The 20,854-nt window shown below is 37.3% G+C and carries 14 protein-coding genes; 6 read left to right on the top strand and 8 right to left on the bottom strand.

Annotation, left to right across the window (positions count from 1 at the left end; genetic code table 11):
* Positions 1–77 precede the first annotated feature (77 nt).
* From FAX86_RS04505 to FAX86_RS04485, 5 genes are all read left to right on the top strand, one after another.
* A complete protein-coding gene (locus FAX86_RS04505) occupies positions 78–1,049 on the top strand; it encodes an acyl-CoA desaturase (RefSeq protein ID WP_144392146.1) in 972 nt (323 codons plus the stop codon).
* Positions 1,046–2,233, top strand: a complete 1,188-nt coding sequence (locus tag FAX86_RS04500; protein ID WP_164503453.1) for a saccharopine dehydrogenase family protein — start codon at positions 1,046–1,048, stop codon at positions 2,231–2,233. The genes FAX86_RS04505 and FAX86_RS04500 overlap by 4 nt, the downstream gene beginning before the upstream one ends.
* Complete coding sequence (locus FAX86_RS04495) at positions 2,230–2,877, top strand: DUF4166 domain-containing protein (protein ID WP_144392144.1); 648 nt, start codon at positions 2,230–2,232, stop codon at positions 2,875–2,877. The genes FAX86_RS04500 and FAX86_RS04495 overlap by 4 nt, the downstream gene beginning before the upstream one ends.
* Positions 2,878–2,896: 19 nt before the next feature.
* The gene (locus FAX86_RS04490) at positions 2,897–3,340 is read left to right on the top strand and encodes a hypothetical protein (RefSeq protein WP_144392143.1); all 444 of its coding nucleotides are present in this window, start codon (positions 2,897–2,899) and stop codon (positions 3,338–3,340) included.
* Between the two features lie 269 nt (positions 3,341–3,609).
* Positions 3,610–4,260: a hypothetical protein gene (locus tag FAX86_RS04485; RefSeq protein WP_144392142.1), complete on the top strand. Its 651-nt coding sequence runs from the start codon at positions 3,610–3,612 to the stop codon at positions 4,258–4,260.
* Between the two features lie 113 nt (positions 4,261–4,373).
* On the opposite strand, the gene FAX86_RS04480 is transcribed toward FAX86_RS04485, so the two are convergent.
* The 8 genes from FAX86_RS04480 to FAX86_RS04445 all read right to left on the bottom strand — a co-directional run bounded on the left by FAX86_RS04480 (position 4,374) and on the right by FAX86_RS04445 (position 20,085).
* The gene (locus tag FAX86_RS04480; protein ID WP_144392141.1) at positions 4,374–6,161 is read right to left on the bottom strand and encodes a hypothetical protein; all 1,788 of its coding nucleotides are present in this window, start codon (positions 6,159–6,161) and stop codon (positions 4,374–4,376) included.
* A gap of 387 nt (positions 6,162–6,548) precedes the next feature.
* Positions 6,549–10,661 (bottom strand): hybrid sensor histidine kinase/response regulator transcription factor, encoded by a 4,113-nt coding sequence (locus tag FAX86_RS04475; RefSeq protein WP_144392140.1) that lies wholly within the window; start codon positions 10,659–10,661, stop codon positions 6,549–6,551.
* A gap of 10 nt (positions 10,662–10,671) precedes the next feature.
* Entirely contained in the window at positions 10,672–11,673 is a 1,002-nt protein-coding gene (locus FAX86_RS04470) for a hypothetical protein (protein ID WP_144392139.1), read from the bottom strand.
* 489 nt (positions 11,674–12,162) lie between these two features.
* Positions 12,163–13,137 (bottom strand): hypothetical protein, encoded by a 975-nt coding sequence (locus FAX86_RS04465; RefSeq protein ID WP_144392138.1) that lies wholly within the window; start codon positions 13,135–13,137, stop codon positions 12,163–12,165.
* Between the two features lie 201 nt (positions 13,138–13,338).
* Entirely contained in the window at positions 13,339–14,340 is a 1,002-nt protein-coding gene (locus FAX86_RS04460; protein ID WP_144392137.1) for a hypothetical protein, read from the bottom strand.
* A gap of 336 nt (positions 14,341–14,676) precedes the next feature.
* Complete coding sequence (locus FAX86_RS04455) at positions 14,677–16,563, bottom strand: hypothetical protein (protein ID WP_144392136.1); 1,887 nt, start codon at positions 16,561–16,563, stop codon at positions 14,677–14,679.
* A gap of 353 nt (positions 16,564–16,916) precedes the next feature.
* On the bottom strand, positions 16,917–17,198 hold the full coding sequence (locus FAX86_RS04450; RefSeq protein ID WP_144392135.1) for a PilZ domain-containing protein: 282 nt from the start codon (positions 17,196–17,198) through the stop codon (positions 16,917–16,919).
* A gap of 211 nt (positions 17,199–17,409) precedes the next feature.
* Positions 17,410–20,085: a hypothetical protein gene (locus FAX86_RS04445; RefSeq protein WP_144392134.1), complete on the bottom strand. Its 2,676-nt coding sequence runs from the start codon at positions 20,083–20,085 to the stop codon at positions 17,410–17,412.
* Between the two features lie 247 nt (positions 20,086–20,332).
* On the opposite strand from FAX86_RS04445, the gene FAX86_RS04440 reads away from it, so the two are divergent.
* Complete coding sequence (locus FAX86_RS04440) at positions 20,333–20,854, top strand: endonuclease V (RefSeq protein ID WP_144392133.1); 522 nt, start codon at positions 20,333–20,335, stop codon at positions 20,852–20,854.

The following is a 20,854-nucleotide window of genomic DNA, read 5'->3' as shown; positions in this document are numbered from 1 at the left end:
AAACCGGAATTTTTGTCATTCTTTACTCGGTAATCTGCTCTTCATTCGCAGTTTAAATGGCAAAAGGATGATAAAAAGTGAGTACTGTTACAACATCAAAAGATTGGCTCAGAAAAGGTAATCAATATCATAATCCTCGAATTGTAGAGGACTCAACCTCCAATGCATTCGATGGCAGGGTGAGTCTTTCTCTTACCAAAGCAGCTTGGGTAGTTGGCCTTTATTTAGTCGCTATTATCGGCGGCGTACTGACGTTTTCTTGGGATGCTCTGGTCGTTTTTCTTATTAGTACAGCAGTTACCTTGTGCTTGGGACATTCACTGGGAATGCATCGGTTATTAATTCACCGTAGCTACGAGTGTCCCAAGTGGTTGGAATATTTCTTGGTGCATCTTGGTGTGTTGGTTGGACTCGCAGGACCTCGTGGAATGATGCATACACACGATATGCGCGACTGGGCACAAAGACAGGAAAAGTGTCACGATTATTTTGCTCACCAGCAACCCATGGCTATTGATGGTTTGTGGCAACTGTTGTTTGACGTGCATTTAGATCATTCACCTCATTTTAAACCTGAAGTCGAATTTGAACAGGACCGTGTCTATCAATGGATGGAGAAGACCTGGATGTGGCAACAACTCCCTTGGGCAATTTTATTATTTGTATGCGGCGGTTTAACTTGGGTGATCTGGGGCATTGCAGTAAGAGTTGCAGTATCAATTACTGGTCATTGGCTGATCGGCTATTTCGCTCACAACGAAGGTGAACGCGATTGGCATGTGAAAGGGGCTGCTGTCCAAGGCTTTAATATTAAGTTTGCTTCACTCATTACCATGGGAGAAAGCTGGCATAACAATCATCACGCCTATCCTGGTTCTGCGTTGTTGGGAATTAAAGAAGGCCAGCTCGATCCTGGTTGGTGGGTTCTCAAGGGACTGAGTATTCTTAAATTGGTATGGAATATTCGATTGCCTGCCGACCTGCCTCAACGAGAAGAATTAGTGCGTGTTATGAACCGCAAACAAATTATGAAATGGAGTCAGCAATGAGAGTTTTAGTGATAGGTGGTTATGGCAATTTCGGCAAACGCTTAATTAAAAGTTTGTTGCTTGATCGTCAAATTGAAGTCGTTGCAGCAGGACGTACTCGTGCGCGACTGGATGGTTTGCAAAGTGAATTGCTAAAAACGACCGGACGGACAATTGGTTGCATTACTTTGGACGTGTTTGATCAGCAACTGAGTTATCAACTTGCATCGATTGGCCCTGATATTGTTGTCAATGCTGTTGGGCCGTTCCAAAAACAAGTTAATATAGGCGTTAAAGAAAACCATTATATTGTTGCTCGGGCTTGCTTAGCTTTTGGTTGTCACTATGTGGATCTTGCAGACGATCGATGTTTTGTTTCCGGTTTTTCTAAAGAGTTAAATAACACCGCTTTAAAAAGGAATGTTTCATTAATTACTGGCGCAAGTACAGTACCTGCTTTAACGGATGCGGTACTACGTTGCTATGAACCACAATTTGCAAATATTGACTCTCTTTATTACGGCATCTCTCCTGGTAATCGTACAGAACGCGGTGAGGGTACGATAGGCTCTATTTTATCTTATACCGGACAATCATTTACAACATTAGAGAAAGGAAAAGACAAACGTATCTGGGGTTGGCAAGATTTAACACGATATGATTTTGGTTATCCGTTGGGTAAACGCTGGATGAGTAACTGTAATATTCCTGATATTGAATTACTTCCTCAAGAATTCCCTTCACTAAAAGACATTAAATTTCAAGCAGGCCTTGAAGTTACGGTATTGCATGTAGGTCTTTGGATGCTTTCTTTTTTGACTCGATGGAAAGTCATTAAGAACTGGCAGCATTACACCAAGGTTATCACAAGTATGAGTCGTTGGTTTGAGAGTTGGGGGTCTGATAGTGGCGGTATGTTCATTGATCTTAGTGGTATTGATAAAACCGGAGCTCCTAAAAAGTTGCATTGGCAATTAGTTGCTGAAAAAGGAGTTGGCCCCAACGTGCCAACAATCGCTGCTGAAATTGTAGTTAAAAAGTTGATGGCCAAATCGCTACCTTTTGGAGCACAACCTTGTATCAATTTATTTACTATGGAAGAGTTTTTCAATATCGCCAAACGATGGGGTATCTATTACCGAGTCGAGCGACATTTCGATAGATCTTCAGCGCACACTGTTAATAAGCAAGGAGAAGTGTTATGACTTACTGCCCTCCTAAACTAGCTGAAAAGAATAAATCAGAAATTAATAGTGCACATAGTTATCGCACTTTAATGGGCGAAGTCGATTGGAATCGTTTGCACCCCGCTATCAAACAACGTTTTGAAGAAAAAGTGAGTGATAGTGTGACTTATTCCGGAGTTATGCGAAATGTATATTTATCATTTGCAGGTAAAGTCTTGGCACAAGTCTGTCGACTAATTGGTACCCCTTTAGCATTGTATGAAGGAAATGACGTCCCAATGACAGTTAATGTTTATCCAGATCAAAAGCAAAATGGCATGACTTGGGATAGGTTTTATCATTACCCAACTAAGCCTGTTAATCGAGTGAAATCAACGAAATGCATTTTAAAAGATGAAGGTCTGGTGGAGTTAGTAGGATTTGGTTTTGGAATGAAACTGAAAGTATATGAGAAAGAACACGCCATGTACTTTGAGAGTACCGAGTTCTTTTTATTGGTTGGAAATAAAAAGCTGGTTATTCCAGATTGGCTTACTCCTGGAAAAACTTTGGTTTATCAACGAGCACTCGATGATCAGCGTTTTGAGTTTGGTCTTGATGTCACACATAAGTGGTTAGGAAAAGTATTTCATCAAGTTGGTGAGTTTGTTGCGAGAAATTAAGCTTGAAGAGAATTGATAAGTGAATATTTATTATAGAACAGCAGTAAATATATTTTTAATAGTAGTTTGTCTAGCACCAACGGTGTTCATCTTGAGTATCGGTTTCTTATGGGGCTTGTTGGCTATATACGGAAGTTTGAAAGAATTTACTTTATTTATTGGCGTCATTCTCTTTCCTGCTTATGCTATTTATTGTTTGCTTTGGCTGGCTTTTAAACAATGTCGATTATCTATAAATAAAATAACGTACGCTATTTGGATTGGTCTATGTATTGGACACATAGTTCTGCTTATTATTGTTGTATTAATGAGTGGCGAAATGAATTCATTAACAAGTGCAATTAGCTTGAGTTGGATAGCCGGTCTTGGCCCCGCTGTTTATAGTTGGATTTTATTAATCGACATCTATTTAAGACAGAAAAGTAGCCCTGCTAATGGAAAGGCATGTATTAAAAATCTATGAAATAGCGTAAACAATGATAGCCATTTGAAATAAAATATTTTTTATTAAATTGTTGAAAAACAATGGTTTTATTGATTGTTTTGAGTAGGTTTTCTGAAATATATATTGTTTCGGTTTACATTCAAGTCAATAAATAACGTATTTTTTTGGTTAGGGAAGTATCATAAATTAATACAAAGGGTAGTTTTGGATTAAACCTGATTCATAATTGTGGCATTTTAAAGTCAAGCCTTCAAAATACGCACTCCTTACATGGATTGAGAGTAATAATGATGCAGATACCTAAAACCGTAAAGATTCTTTATACCCTTTTTATGGTCGTGTTAGTTCCGTTCTATTGGATCACTTATGGCCCTACTAACTTTCTCTACTTTTGTGATGTCGCATTATTTTTAACACTTATCGGAATTTGGCGTGAAGATAAGCTACTCATTAGTATGGCCGCTGTTGGTATCTTACTTCCACAATTTGCCTGGGTTGTCGATTTTATTGCAGGCTTACTTGGGTTTTCGTTGTTAGGTATGACGGACTATATGTTTCAGGAGTCTATTCCTTTATTCGCTCGAAGCTTATCTCTTTTTCATGGATGGTTACCCTTTTTATTAGTCTTTTTGGTGCTGCGGTTAGGTTATGAACGAAAAGCCTTTTTATACTGGACTGTATTGGCTTGGGTATTACTTATTGTGTGTTACTTATGGATGCCAGCGCCAGGTGACCAATTAACGAATCCAAATGCTCCAGTCAATATTAATTATGTTTATGGACTAGACGATAATAATGCACAAACTTTTGTCGGAGCAAATACCTGGTTCTTTATATTGTTTTCAGGAATGCCGCTTTTACTTTTTTATCCATGTCACCTTCTCTTAAAGAAGTTCGCGGTTAAACCTGTAAAGAAAGATGATTTGATTCCGGAATAAGCCTACTAAAAAATTATGCAGAGCAGATCATAAAACTTATTATTGAATAATTTACTCACAAACTAAAAAAGGCGGTAGCCGAAGAGCTGCCGCCTTTTTCTTTGTTATCTAACTTAGTTAGATGGCTCTAACTCTATTTGACTGGTGTAAATATCAAATCCTCTGATATTACTGCTATACACACGCAAACCAATTCCTGTCACTAAAGTATTAGGTTCATCGATATTATATTGCATTTCAATGCCACTTGAACCATCTACTTGAGTCGTTTTATTGCTAGTTAAGTTGCTGCTAAAGCTATTATATTGACGACCATGAGCAGTTAATCCAATAAAATTGTTTCTTTTAGTATGTCCAGCAAATCCTGTCATCACGTACCCTTCAGGTAGAGTCACCATTTTTTCTAGTGCGCTAGGCGTTCCACACATTTTTTCCTTTCTTGGCCCTAACTCACCACTTTGCAATAACTCTCTTACTTCAAGCACGATAGTAGAAACATCTTTGTAAACTCGACCACCATAACCGCTAATTACATGACCTTCTGGCGCTTGACAAGTAAGGGTTGTATTCCATCCTTCGTGATACATTTGTTGATTTCTTAGTACAATTCTATCAGGAGCTATAAATAGATCACTTGGGGCATCATATAGGTCGTTATTTATCTGATTTGAAAGAACTACACAGGTTCCATTGGTTACTGAGAGAGGTGTGTAGCAGGTTTCAGTTGCATACTTAATGTCTTCGATATTTAATTCAACTTCGTTAATCGCATTATCCAACTGAGTCTTTTTGGTGTTTGATAAGCGAGGCGCGTAGTATTCTCGAATAAATGTTAGATCTTGTAAGTTACTTTTATTCTCGTCAAGATTTCGTCGAAGTGTTGAACGAGCATCTGCGATATCTCGTGGTAGTTGTGGAGCATCTACATTGACTCCAGCTAACAGATATGGAGAGGTGGCATACTCTGTTATGGCGGGTAAGCTATTTACGCTATTCGAAAATTCGTTTTGTGCATAATTAATCATTTGAGTGATCATATCGTTACATTGATTAATATCTTCAATTCTGCAATTTCCTGCTGCGTAAAATCCTGTCCCATTATTTTGCGCACCGAGTACATCTGCAAGTCGCTCTGGAGAGCCGCCCAACTGATAAGCAACAATGGTTAATGACGTATTCTTTTTCAATTCCTCTGAGAATGATTCAATGTCAATGCTCGCATCAAAAACTCCGGGTACCCCGCCAGATGCTTCCAGGTTAAACTGATTTTTATAATACTCAGACGAAAATTTGAACTTTAAGGCAATCGCAAGTTTTCCACCAAGCGCGCGATTATTCACAAAATGATCGCCACAGGTTCCTCGGAAGTACCCACCATTGAGAGCTCTTTGACCTGCAGTTGTTAGAGGATTTTCATCGTCAACAATAAATCTTACGTTTCTTGTATTAATATCGTAAAGGAAGTGAGCACTTAAGCTTAATCTAGAGTCTTTAGTCTCGTTCAAGTAGTCGATGGAGCCGCCCGCATTGAAGTCTCCTGTGTAAGATGCATTAACATTTATTTTTAATCTTTCTTCCATTTCTGAAGCAGATATGCGCTGTCCAAAAGTGATGATTCCTTCACCACCAGTAACTTCGGTTCCTCCTTCTCTCAAACACATGACACTCGAATATTGGTCATACCAAGTATCGTATCCACCGCCAAGTAAACCCGTTGAAATATCTGATTGACGATGGTCAGGTTCTGTCGGAAGTCCAACGATTGGACCTTCTAGCTCAATCGGTTCAAAACCGCCGAAAGAACCGGAGCCTCCCGATAAACCACCGGCACTCGAAATGCTTAAAGTGCTGCATACTATAGTTGTTAATAGACTCACTTTTTTAAGTAATGGGGATTTCATGTTTATCTCCTTTCAATCAATTCACATGATGTTTTTTAAGTAATCGACATTTGTCGTGACGGTGGAGATTCTATGAACTTTCGGAACGGAAAAACTTCAAAAATGCGTCAAGTAGGTGCTCAAATACGTCATGACGTATTTTTGAAGCAAAATTGATATGAAAAAGGAGTTTTTGACCGTTTTTATTAGTGAAAAGGAATAACAGGAGAGGTTGTTGCGAGATTCAGAATACAAAAATGAGTATACAACAACTTATTTGTATTTTGGCTTAAGTACAGGCAAGTTTTCATGTGAAGGGAGCTTAAGGCTTTAAAAATTAATAATGATTTTTTAACTGTGCTTTAGGGTGCTTAGAAGCAGATTGTTATAATTTTTCAGATGAATGAATTACACTTCGCTCGGTGAAGTACCAAAGTGTGCTTTAAAGCAGGTTGAAAAATAGTTAGACGATTTAAAGCCTACTTCAAAGGCAACAGCGGTAATTTTTTGTCCTGCCAATATAAGATCTCTAGCTTTATTTAACCGAAATACTCTAAGGTATTCATTGGGTGTATAGTCGACAACGGCTTTTAGCTTGCGTTGTAATTGCCTTTCGCTGATAGCCAGATTACTCGCCATTTGTTTTAAGTTGAGATCAGGGTCGGAGTAGATATCTTCAAGTGTTGAGTTCAGCTTTTGCAAAAAAGCTTGTTCCTTTTCATCAGCAAGAACTCTGGCTGAAGATGTCTCGTCTGGAAGTTGCGTCGGCAATTGAGGACTATTGAACAGTGCTGTAATAAACCGATGTTGTAGTATTTTGCGAATGCCAAGTAAATTCTCCACTCGAATTTGTAGTTCATCCTCATCAAATGGCTTCGTTAAATATTCATCCGCCTTGTTTTTCCAGCCGGTCATGCGACTTTGTTTATCACCTCGAGCTGTCAATAAGATAATTGGAATATGTGAGGTTCGCTCATCCTCTTTTAATATATTAGTAACTTCAAAGCCATCTTTTTCAGGCATCATAACGTCACTAACGATTAAATCTGGTATGTATTCGATGGCGTAATCAATTCCTTTTTGCCCATTTTCTGCCATTATGCAGTGAAACTGTTCTGAAAGAGTCTCTTGAATGTATGCCCGCATATCGGGATTGTCTTCGATAATTAAAACGGTATCGAGTGTATTATCGAGAGGTTTTAGCGTTTCATTAGGATCTTGTTCTATGGTAGCTGACAAGCTCTCTTGTAATGATTCGAGCTCCATACTTATCGCTTCATCAAGTAATGTGACATCTCTCTCCTGATTTCTTTGTGGCGCCTCAACAGTGGGTAGTTTTATGGTAAAGCTGGAGCCAACATTTTCTTCGCTTTTCACTACAATGGTTCCGCCATGCTCTTCGACCAGCTCTTTTACCAGTGATAAGCCGATTCCCGCCCCAGTCACTTTTTCACTGTGTTCATTCATTACACGCTGATAACGGTCAAAAATAGCCGTTAGTTTATCTTCTGGAATGCCAATACCGGTATCTGTAATGGTTAACTCACAACTATTATCTCGTAAACGTCTTGAACTTACGTTTATTCGCCCACCGGAATTTGAGTATTTAATCGCGTTTGAAAGTAAATTGAGCAAAATCTTTTCTATGGCATCGGGTGTCATGCTTAGCCAAAGGTCATCATTTTGCAGCAAGTGTAACTCAATACCTTTCTCTTCACTTAAGTCACGAAAAGATTGGCTGATATGGGTTATTAATTTTGGAAGATGGATAGACTTACGCTGTACTTGCTTTTCAACACGTGCTTTTTCCATATATAATAATTGATCGACCATTCGCATTAACCGATAACTGTTTCGTTTGACGACTTCCAGTTTGTCGCGCACTGGCTGTTCAATATTGTTCTTTAATAAAGACTTAATTGGGCCCAACACTAAAGTTAAAGGCGTTCGAAACTCATGTGAGACATTGGCAAACTCTTCATTTTTATGTTGCAGTAAACGTTCAACAGTTTGCTTTTCTAATGCTAGCTCGTGAGTACGCTTATCAACTTCGGACTCTAAAAATTCTGATCTTTTCCTTAGTGAGTGAATTCTTAAGCGATAAGCTAAATATGTGAGTGAAATAAATGTTAAAGCATAAATAACTTTTGCCCACCAGGTTAGCCAGATGGGGGGATGCATGGTGATATTTAGAGATACTTTTTTGTCAGTCCAGTTGCCATGAATATCAGAACTATTGACGATGAGTTGATAGTTGCCGGGGTTTAAGTTAGTAAAGGTTGCAAGTCGATATTTATGGCTTGTTTCAATCCAATTATCTTCAAATCCTGTTAATTTATAGCGATAACGTATCAACTCTGGCTGAAAGAAATTGGGTGCAATGAACTCGAGACTAAAGAGTTTGTCGGTATAAGAAAGCTCTAAAGAGTCAGCTGTAAAAATAGATTTTCCATTGGTATATTCTGTATTCTTTAATAGTGAAACCGGCTGGTTTGATTTCAGAAATCCGGTAAACATGGGGCGATTACTTTTAATCTCGTCGAAAGCCGTTTGAGTATCAATAATATTGATACCATCTAAACCGGCGAATACTACTTTTCCAGAATTATTTAAGGTTGTGCTCGCGGGCGTAAACTCTTGTCCTTGTAACCCGTGTACTTCATTAAGTGAAGCAAGTGAAAAATCATCAACGCTTACTCGAAAAATTCCTTGGTTTGTTGAGCCATAAATAAAGCCATCGATTTCCTCTAGTGCATAAACTTTATTGTCGATTAACCCATTGTCTAAGTTTAAATGCTTTATTACCTCGCCATTACGTATAACGAAAAGTCCTTTTGCTGATGTTCCTATCCAAAGTTGTCCTTTAGAGTCAACATGGAGGCTACCAACTTTATTATTGATGACGTTTGAGATGACATCAAATATCTCGTAGTTGCCAGTATTGTTATTAGTACGGAGTCCTTGAACCCCTGCAGCATGGCCTAACCAAAGAATTTGGTTTTCATTATCGAAATAAAGAGTCGAAATTTCATCGCTATGTAAATCAATATTGTTACCACGAGAGAAGTGTTGGGTCTGCTGGATTTCGGTATTAAACTGAGATAAACCTCCTTTGGTAGCAAACCAAAGATTACCTGAAGTATCACTTTCTATATCAAGCACATCAACATGAATTAAACTTTTATTCTTGTCTTTTGATTTAGTAATATGCTCAATAGTTTTAGAATTTATATCGTACTTAAAGGCTCCAGCCCCTGAGGTACCAAACCAGATGATTTCAGAATTTAGAATTTTCACTGAAATAATTGAGCGAACCGCGTAACGTGTAAAATCATTTTGAGCGGAGCCATCAAAAAACTCACATAAGCCATCTGGGTGAATTATATGAAATCCTTTACCCCAAACCGGAATAACTAAAATATCTTCAAAACTCTCAATTTGGTAGACGCTATTACTGGACAGGCATTCTTTTGACTGTAACTTTGCATCAACTAAGCCTAATGAGTATTGGCTTATATTAAAATAAAGTGCGCCATGAAATTCGCTACCTAACCAAACATTATTATTTGAGTCAACAAAAACGGATTTTAGTCTTGGGAGTTTCAAATTATCATTATTAAGAGGTATGTTTTTAAGACTACGGCTATCTACTTGATACTGATAGAAGCCTTCTAAGCTAGCAAGATAAATAGTTTGATTTTTAATGTATAAACTGGTGAATCTAATTTTATTCGGATTATTGTCAAGGTCTCTTACATTAACTTTAATAAGTTCTTTCGAATTCATATTAAAATCAAAAAAACCGAGATAGCCAGCAATAAATAGGCGGTTATTGTGAACAGAAATAGCCTGGATTGGCTTGCCAACAAAGTAATTCAAATGCGACTCGCTGACCAGCTCAAGACTTGCCTGACTCATCGAATCTAGGTTTGCTTTGTATAAGCCCTGATTTGTTGCTACCCAAAGGTGATTCTTATCATCGATATCAAATTCATTTATCCAGAGTGATGTCTGCAATTGATTTGAGTTTTCAATTGCGATTGTTTGTTTATCCTCAAGATTATGAATATATATTCGGCCTTGGTTAGTGCCTAAAATTATCAGGTTTTCATCAACAGTCTCCAATGCTGAAAATGTTTCGCTTTCTTTGAGGGCTATTATTAGTTCGATCTGTTGAAAACGGTCTTGATTTTTGATGTATTGATGAAGAGTTTTTTGAGTTAATGTGTATAAGTTGTTATACGTATCATTATGAACTGATACGATATGATTGTTTGCGAGAACTTCCCGTTCATAAAGAGGATAATTTTTTACCTCGAGTCCATCAAATTTATTTAATCCATTTTGGGTTCCTAGCCAGATGAATCCTGCGTCGTCCTCAGCTATTGAGGTAACGGTGAGCTGAGAAAGCCCCTTAGAATTATTGAGTTGCTTGGCTTTGACACTATAGTCAAAGCCAAGCAAACTGAGATGTGTGAAAAGAAAGACAAAGCTTATCAGTATTCGCACACTATTAATCATTTAAGTGTATCTAAAGTGAACTCGGCGCAATTGAGAAAATTGGTGTTGGCGGAGTCGATTGCCCTCGACAATATTGGCTCGAGCCATTAGGGCAACTTGTTGGCGCATCTGGCGACGGACAAGGAGGGGTAGAGCATCTTTCTTTATAGAAAATTGTTGTGCGATTACCATAAACTAAATGAGAAAATGGATTGACTGAACGGCATATTTCACGAGAACCATTGAAAACACATACCGCAGATTCTGGTAGCGTACTCTGTTTTAATATACTACCCGATGCATCAGTAAATAAAGCGTGTCGATTTGTTATCTTTTCTTCAATTGCAAAGAGACTCAAAGAAGTTTCAGGCCCCATTTTATCTTGAATAAATATAAATGTGTACCCATCGGCTGTGTCTAACTCAACTGTTAGTGGCTTGTCGGCAAAATGAAAGGGGTTAAAATTAATTGCTGATAATCTAAGGTTTGCCATACCTTTAATTCTATCAATCAAATGAGTGTTACCTTCGTAGCTCATAAAAATTGGGCCGATGAGTAAAGTTGACCAACCTGTTGTCGCTTTAAAAGGTTCTAAACCATGTCGGTCTATATGTTCCTCTGCAAGAGCGAGTTGGTTTTTATAGTTTCTTAGTTGAGTCACTAGTTCATTTTTTCTTGACGTGGAAAGAGAGCTCAAAGGAACGGCTGAGCCAGTAATTGTTGGAAAATAGTCACGGGGGCTTGCTTGACTATTTACCTCAACTATTGTCAAAAAACTGTCTAAGTTTGAGACTGTAATATTTTCAAGGTTAAAATATTGAAGTCTGGATGGTTTGAGGAATATGAAGTCCACTTGAGTTGATACATCTAGATTATTTCTACTCTTAAAAAGAAAGATTCCTCTAGCAGATGCTTCAAAATCAGAGTTGGTTATACAAGTGTCGCATGTCACGTAGTAGTTGCCGTTATAATACACGCCGGCGCTTAAAGGAATCATCAATGTTAAGGCGAATATTAAAACCAGATTCTTCATTTTTAGTTCCTAATTTGCTTGGTATTTCAGAATGAAATAATAGTTGTTTTTAGTTCTGCAAATAAGTGTAAAATTCACACATGCTCTAACTTATACCCGTTTTTGGAAGTTCTACAGGAAGAGCTCTTTTTTTAGTCGTGATTTGTAGAGATTCATTACACTATTACTAGTATCTTATTAAGCTAAGTTATTGGTGCAATTGGCTATGTGTTTGTTTTTTAGCCTTATGCCATTTGAAAATTGAATCTAAATTTGCGAGCAATTGTATCTCAAATTTTTAAACGACGCTTGTTAGATGTTCTTTTTTAATAAAAGATAATGTGGACAAAATCGTATTTGGGCAGAAAAAAGAGTTTGAGTTTATTGGTGTTTAAAAATTAAGGTTAATTGATTTCAATAAGCTCAGAACTATTCACCGATTTAAAATTTGTTCTTGGCTTTGATGTTATTGTCAAAGCCAAGCCATTCTGAATAATTGATAATGCTCGCTTAGAAAAAAATCGGACCTGGAGGCGTTTCCCTGCCTTTGCAGTATTGACTAGAGCCATTCGGACAGCTCGTTGGAGCGTCTGGATCTGGACAAGCTTCAGTTGGGCATTGTGAATAATGTATCGTCGTTCGATTGCCATATACAAAACGCCCCGCATCATTGTATGAACGACAGATTTCCCGTTTTCCATTAAACACACAGAGTGCTGACTCTGGAATTTCTGATTGTAGAGAAACATTTCCTGACTGGTCCGTAACCTGAGCATATTGGTTGGAGCTACTTTCTATTGAGAATAAGGCCCAAGGTGAGAACAGTCCCGTCGAGTCTTTTACAAAAGTAAACAGATAACCATCAGCAGACTCAAGTTCAACTGAAATAGGCCTGTTTTGGAATAAAAAGGGATTGAAATCGGTATTAACCATTAGCTTTGGTATTGCTTTTGTAAATTGTTCGATCAAATGCGTGTTGCCCGCGTAACGCATAAAAGATTTCTCTAAAACAATGGTGTTCCAATTGGTTGTTGCTTTAAAGGGCTCTTTTCGGTGTCCGCTCAGATAGCTTGCTGAAGATTTAAGTAGATCATTATATTCTACGAGCTTAGTTACCAAAGTCTGTTTCATTGAGGTTGACAACCGGAAAGCGGGAATGGCCGATGCTGAAATAGAGGGAAAAAAGCTAAACTTTCGCGCGCGACTGGAAATTCTAACAATTGTTAAGTAACGGTCTAAATTTTGGATGGTGATATTGTCTTCATTGACGTCGTGAAAATTGGGTGACGTCAAAAACACATAGTCGACTTGACCTGATTTATCAAATTGGTGATTACTTCTGGTAAAGTGGTTGCGAGCTGCGACTTCGTATTCTGCAATTGTCGAACAACTGTTGCATTGGATGTAATAATTGCTTTTGTAATAAACCTCTGCACTTAACGAAGTCATCAACGATAATGCTAATAATAAAAATGGGATTCTCATTTAAGTTCCTTTTAGGAGTTTGATCTTATTTCAATTCGTAATAATATTTGTTTTGAACACTTTTATGAAGAGAAAAATTCACAATGGAAATTGCTTTAGCGATTGTTTTTTGTATTTCGTGGTTTGTATCTTCGTGACTATGACATGAAAGACAAAGCCACGAGATCTTAACTTTTAAAAACAGAGTATCTATTTAGCTTCTCACTCACTTATTTCTACCGAGTTTGATGGATTGGGTGGTGTCGGTGGTGAGGAACTCCCCTTACAGTATTGGCTTGAACCGGGTGGGCAGCTGGTTGGCGCTTCAGGAGCAGGACAGGCTGGATCTGGGCAACCCTTTGCATAATATATAGTTGTTCGATTTCCATAAACGGTCTGACTAAAACTATCAAATGAACGACACATCTCTCGATAACCATTAAAAACGCATAGCGCTGAATTTGGTCGTTCGGTTTGACTTCCAATATTGCCAAATTCATCTGTTACGAATAGGGATTGATTAGAATTGTACTCAATCGAAAATAACGTCAGTGATGGCAAAGGAATGGTTGGGCTTTGTATAAAAGTAAAAATGTAATCGTCAGCAGACATCCACTCAATAGACAAAGGCTTATCTGCGAAAAGGAAAGGATTAAAATCTGCATCTTGCAATTGTTGGTTGACAGTTTGCTTTATCGTATCGATAAAATGTGTATTTCCTTCATATCGAAGAGGTGATTTTCCTAATATAAGAGTACTCCAGTTTGAAGTCGCTTTAAATGGTTCATCGCCATGATTTCTGACATAGTCTGTTGATGTTTGATACAAGCCTTTGTATTCAACCAGTGTGTCTAAAAGTTGATTTCTTGTCGACTCGGGAATTCTATTAATAGGAGTTATTGTCGATGAAATTATCGGGAAAAAATAAATCGGACTTTTCTGGCTTTTTACGGTAACTATTGTTAAATAATCACCTAGAGATCCGTCAGTGATATCCTCTACTCTAACATCAATAAAGTTTGTTGCCTCTAAAAACACATAGTCAATTTCCGTCGATGTATTAAACTCGTAATTGTTCCAAAAAAAGTGATTCAAAGCTGTCGATTGATATTGATAATCGTACGAGCAAGTCTCACATTTTAGATAATATTTTCCATCATAAAGTACACCTGCTCTCAAAGGAATAATAAATAAAAGAGTCACTACTAGAACTAGATTTCTCATGCACAATCCTTAATGAAATGATTTTTAATCTAAAGTTGCAATAACATTTGTTCTTGTTTTGGGAAAAGTATTTCATATTGAAATAAAATGCTTTATTAAACAAAAGCTTTAATGATAATTAAGTCGTTTTATATTGAACTTTATTACGTACATATTTATCCATGTAAATATTTACAAAATATAGAGTTGTTACTGAACAATAATAATTTATTAATTCATACTGCCAGTTACTATTTTATATACAAGCTATATTGCTTTTTTCTGAGTTGAAAAATACATTTGATTGAATAAATAGAGAGGTGAGCTACTGCGTGTACAGTAGCTCAAAGGTAAGGATTATCTTTCTAGTAAAATATTTACGGAGTTATTAATTGATTCTATATTTTTTAGTGTCGTTAAGTCGATAGATGTCAGATCATTATTAAGAACAAAGCTATCGTATAAGTCGGTAAATCTTTGACTGTTATCGTTAAGCAATTCATTAAACGCTGATTGATAAGAAAGTAAAAACATTGCGGCTCTATTTTTGTCGTAAGCTTTGTTCAGTTCTTGGGCTAATTCGCCTGATTCACCAGATGCATTGTCCCAGTCAAAAGTTAGCGCTACATAGCTATCTACACCAACCAAATCTCGACCATAGTCAAATGCTTGCCATAAGTTGTCCATAAAAGTTAATGACTCTTCACTAGCAGGTTCACCACTTTGACTGTTGGTGATAACATCGAAGCCACCTTCAATAAACGCTCGTGCGGATTTCAATTGAAAGTCAAATATGCCTTGAGACATATTTGAAACTTCGACAAAATAATCAACATTTCTACATGCTTTTAAAGATTTTAGTGTTGTAGCATTCGCATTTTCCATCCAACCGCCGAAGGTGATGAGTTGTTCTTCGCCTTGTAAATTAACAGCGTTGTTATTGAGGTCTTTGGAATTGAAAACTATGGGGTCTCTACGAAATGCATTTGGCTCTGCAATCGATGCTTTGATTGCTTGTGCTAGATAAGGCTGGCTTAGAACCACTAGTTTTTCACTGTCAATAACCGAGATAAAATCGTTCGTTTCTTCATCAAAATACTGAATAAAGCTTTGCCCAAGTTCTGCTTTTTCTTGTCTTGCTGTTAACATATCTTCTACAAGTTCACTTCCTGGGAAATAGACTTGATAAAAATTATCAAAGCCATTTTTTTCAACTAGTCTATTACCTTGGGGCTCTGCTACACGTGCGGTTGTGTGAATAATGGTTCGATTTGGAATTTGAAATCCAGATTGGCTATGGTAAGCAGCAATAACCTTTTCGCCATTAGGCAGGTAGAAAGGCTTGGAGAGAATTTCTGCTGTGTAAGAGATGAAAGGTAAGCCATCAAAGTTTCTGATGGAGCTTAAAAATATGCTTTCCCATTGTTCTTCTGAAATTAACTGGGTTAAAAATTTAAAGGTGTTCAAAAAACTATTGTATCGATTTAAAGCATTTTCGGGTGAAGCTCTTTCAGATGAATATTCAGAGTAATAAAGATCAAAATATCGCTTTTTAATTTCTTCTGAGCGTTCGGACCACTTTTCATCGGAGGGAGCGGTAACTAAAGCAAGTATAAATTCTCGTGGTGTCACTAGTAGTAAATCGGCAAACTCTATCCATTGTTGCATAACAAGTTCTTGTCTTCGAGCGAAACTTTCCTCTGCTAATGCCGCTGTAAAATCGGAAGTACCGAAGAATTCGGAGAGTAAAGCAATTTGACCGGTTGACGCTTCGATTGGGCTCAAAGCCTGATCGGGGTAGCCGATGTAAGCATTGGCAAATGCATCAGCAATTATAAAGGCGAGAGCTGAGCGAAACGTATTTCCCAATTGATTCAATGCTGGAAAAATAATAATTGTTGCATTGGGATCCGACGATGCCGCTAATAGCCGAGCCGCTTTTTGAGCTGTTGACAATTCAACGCCATCAACAATAATTCGGTTACTCTGTAAACTTTCATTGTCTAAAATCGCGCCAATCAATGATGACATTCCAGAACCTGATGAACCTCCATAAATAACTTTGGGCTCTATATTCATTTCTAACAATCTCAACACTTGACCAGACAAGGCTGCATATCTCTCGCCATTTCCTTGTAGAGTTACACAAGCTGACTTGCTAGGGTAAAAATCTTCTGCTTGTGCGATGTTGCCAAAAAACAGGACTGAAAACAGGCTATATAGTGCAATACAGTATTTAATCATGGGTTCTCTTTTTTCGTTTGAAATATTGATCGATAGATTTTTTTGAAAAGCGAACACTTGTTCGCTTTTGTAAAGTTACGAGTTTGATAAACAGCAATCTGCTTGTTTTTGTGAGCGGGCGGAATATACAGGAAAATCAAAATGCTGCAAGATACAATTCATATGAAGAATTCACACATGTCATTGATACATTATTGGTTGAGTGAAATCTCGATGTGTGGAAGCTAGGTTGAAGATAATGTCATTTATTTTTTTTAAGTTGATAGAATTCCTATTTAATAAGTCTTGAGGGCTACAAGTCGTGATTGATAATGATTTATATAGTAGGTTATATCAAAGAGAAGATTGCATTATTAATCGATTTCGGTATTTTCGTCGACGAACTCAAGTCCCAGACCATGTTTTGTAATTCTAACAACTCGTGCTTTGATAATTGGAGCCTCAACCGGAAGGTCTACTATTTGGAGAGAAACAATATCGTCAACAGCAGGCTTCTCCTGAGAAACTAGTTCTACAAAAACACCACTATCTGATATATCACCGCTATAGACAACTAATTCGCCTAGCTCATTATGAGCCATTCTTACTTTAGAGCGTACGCGTGTACGCAGATGTCTACGATCTTCTTTGCCCATAAGTGAATATTTTGAATTACAGCAGAGTTTTTAGTTTCCCAAACTTTATTAAGCATAGCAAATAGTTTTGCCGATCCAATAAATTATAAAATGAGTTTCAATTATAACTAAAGTAATAAAAATGATAATTCATAGTTGCTCAATTCAATATTAATATAGTGAACAATTAGTTTGTAGGTAATCACCTCGCACATTAGAACTTACAATTAGGTTACCGGTATTCAGGTTTCAGCGTAAAAGGGAATGTTTTTTTCTTACTGCCTTCAAAAGTAATAAGTTGAAGTTTATTCAATCTAGGATTTAAAGGAAAACCTAGTTCCCAGCGGCCTTCTTTGAAAAGTACTTGAGTTGGATAATGTCGTCCCTCTTTGGTAATAGCTATTAAGTTAAAGAATTTTTCACCGGAAACTTCAAAAATGTAGGAAGAAACAAATCCATTAGTTATTTTTTTGAATACAATTTTTACGTCATGCTTTGTAATCGATTTTCCCAATGCTGGAATTGCTAGCTGCTCAATTGAGAGTGAGTCAGGAACATTAAACACAACCTCACCCTCTAAGTTCGATATTTTTTCTCCAGCCTCTAGTTCCATAGGTAATCTAACTGTTTCTAAAACAAACTCTTTATTGTTGATTTCAAAGTAAGGTCTAATCGGGCCAATAGAACGATCAGAGTTTATTCTAAATGATGGGCGATTTTTTAAATATATTTTAGCGTATTGAGGAGAATTTACTGTTACTGATACTACAGATGGACTAAAAGAAATATCTTCAATAAGAGGATAAATCATCTTAAGCTCAGGCTTGTTGCCCCATTGAGATTTGTAATCATGAAATAGCATTACATGAACTGAAGATGGTCGCTCAGTTTTTGCAACTGTTTTTTCGTATTGATAAATATGTCTTTTTATATCCTTTTCAGAAAGTTGACTAAAGTCAGTATTACTAAATAAGGCGTCATTGATATTCAGTTCTGTATTTGTTGGTTGAGAAATAGTGTAGTAGCTAGTTGCTTTTTCGGAGTTTAGTAAATTTTTACTAGGCAATGTGAAGTCGACGGTTTTTGCGATAAATCTACTTGCCACCCAAACTTGTAAACGATCAATCTTACCTTCAAAGGTTGTATTTTGTCGGTTATTGTTACCCATTCGAAAACTTGACTGTAGTACTTGGCCATTTGCATTAAGTGCTCTGACTTCAATTAAGTGCTTATCATCCCCGATAACTTTATAAGACGCTACGCTCGGTTGTGTTGCCAATACTTTTATATGTGTATGCTCATTGCCTGCGGTTTCATTAACTTTAAAGGGAATCGTGTATGACTTAACGTCTACCGGAGCCTCAAAGTTAAGCTTTCCAGAAATTTTATGGATATCTTCATACGATTTTCCCTCTGACAGGCGTAGCTTTTTAGTTATTAATGCAAAACCTTGATTGAAAGCGACATTGTCAGCGGGCGCTCGATTCTTACCAACGAAGCGAGGCAAGTCTTTAATGCAACGCTCATCTCTTAGAATTTCGTTATCGAGTTCATCCAGAATAGAGCTTACCGAGAAGGATAAGGTCGCTTTAGATTTGTACCAAGATGAGTCAACCTCAGGAAGTTCCATTCGGGCTCTTAACTCTATTGTTGTTAGCTCAAGCTCTTCGTTATATTGAGCTTCCGATAAGCTCACAGAAAAAGGGCCTTGAGAAAATGCGCTGGATATTAATTCCTCTTTGGGAGCGAGATTGTCAATATTTAAAAGCTGATCATTTCCTGAATAGTCCCAAGGGTTTTCTTCGATCCTCTCTGCTTTTTCTTGCTGTGTTTGATTTGAACTCGGCCTTCCTCCAAACGCAGAGCTCAAGAGTTCACTAGTAATATCAGGAATTTTTTCTAGAGTGGACTGACCTAAGTCGAAGCTTAAATCTAACTTTTTTTCTGTACTCGATACTTCGATCGTGTCAATAAGGTTAGCTAAAGTCTGTGAGAAATCCTTGGTAGACGATTTTGCGTCGTTTAACGACCGATTTATTTTTTTATAGGAAGTTTCAATCCATTGTTTTTCGCCTAAAATACTAGAGCTAATTTTTAGTCCCGGTGATAAAATATTGATTTCAGCTCCTGCAAAGATTGATTCAATTTCTGGATTTTTCTTTATCGCTCCTTGAGCGATAAAGCCAGTCATACCAGGTAAGCTTTTCGATGCCTCTCCAGGAGTGAAAACTCCAAGAGCTCCGATTTTACCGTCGCGATACTCTCTCCAGGCAGATAAATCTTTTTGAGCATTTTCTTTATTCATCATCCTGGTTAACAATTTATTCAGGTGACTTTGACTAGTAGAAAGTACGAGCCAGTAGTTATCAACATATAGGTATAGAGGAGAAGATTTTTTTAATGTTTTTATATCTTCTGGGCAAGTTAAAGGGTCATTTAAAGTTTCCTGCGTTGTAGCTACTAGTTGATATTGCTGATTTCCTATTGATGTTACACTAAAGAAGTTACTAAAGATTGGTTCTAATGTTGACCACTCAAAGTGACCATAGAACATACTTGAAAGTATGCCTTTGGGATTGTCCGAGCTTAATGAAATGGAAACTAGTATTTGAGATAGATTTTTTCGAAAATCAGGGTGTTCTAGATACATTTCACGTAACAAGTTGGAATCTTGGCTTATGAGTGAATCAAGGTTATCTTTTCCAGAAGATTGAGTGATTTCTATTAACTTGGCGTGATTGATATGTCCAATAGCCACAATAGACTCGTCTGCCAGTGCGTTCTCTGCAGTATTTACAACGGGATCGGGTGCTTCCGTTATCCAGAGGTGAATTAAAATGGCGGCTGTGCCGACAATTATAAATGTAATTATAAGTAACAGTGCGCTGTAATGAACGAGTTTTTTCATTCTTTTCATCCGAAATGGCTAACTGTCGAGAACAGTTTTTTATTCATTGAGACTAGCACATGGAAATAGAATTCGGAAATGTGACGTTGATACATGATTGTATTCGAGATACGGCAGTTACCGTTATAATGGTACCGCATTATTGTTGATTTTAGAGCGAACTATTTAAGAGATATAGGAATCAATGTTCTAATATGAATACACCGCATCGGGTAATAAGTCTGCTTCTTGCAAATGGAGTTGATAAATGATTCTTGCGACAGATGTTCAGTATTGTGGAGACACCGCCGTTGTAGCAGGAGTTGCTTTTGTTGATTGGCAATCAGAAAGTTCTACGAGGGAGTATTTGAGTATTGTTGAAAATGTTGCAGCTTATGAACCTGGAAGCTTCTATAAAAGAGAGTTACCTTGTTTGCTACGGTTACTAGAAGAACACAAAATAGCGCCTGATATTATAGTCGTTGATGGCTATGTTTATTTGGATGGAGTTGCTAAGTCTGGTTTAGGAAAGCATTTGTTCGACGTGCTTAAAGAAGAAGTGGAAGTTATTGGTGTTGCAAAGAAATCATTTATGGGAATTTCTCATGAGCATGAAATATATCGAGGAAAAAGTAGAAAGCCCTTATTTGTTACCTCTACAGCTAGCTTGAAGGAAGCTAAAAATTCAATCTTAAATATGCATGGTGTGCATCGAATACCCACGTTACTGAAGAGAGTTGATCAGCTTTGTCGAGAAAAAGCGAAAGAAATTGAAAATTCAAAGGTGTAA

This window comes from Pleionea sediminis, from assembly GCF_007570825.1.
Taxonomy (GTDB): Bacteria; Pseudomonadota; Gammaproteobacteria; order Enterobacterales; family Kangiellaceae; genus Pleionea; species Pleionea sediminis.
The sequence above is the reverse complement of the archived record's forward strand: the minus strand, read 5'-3'. Positions and strand labels throughout refer to the sequence as shown.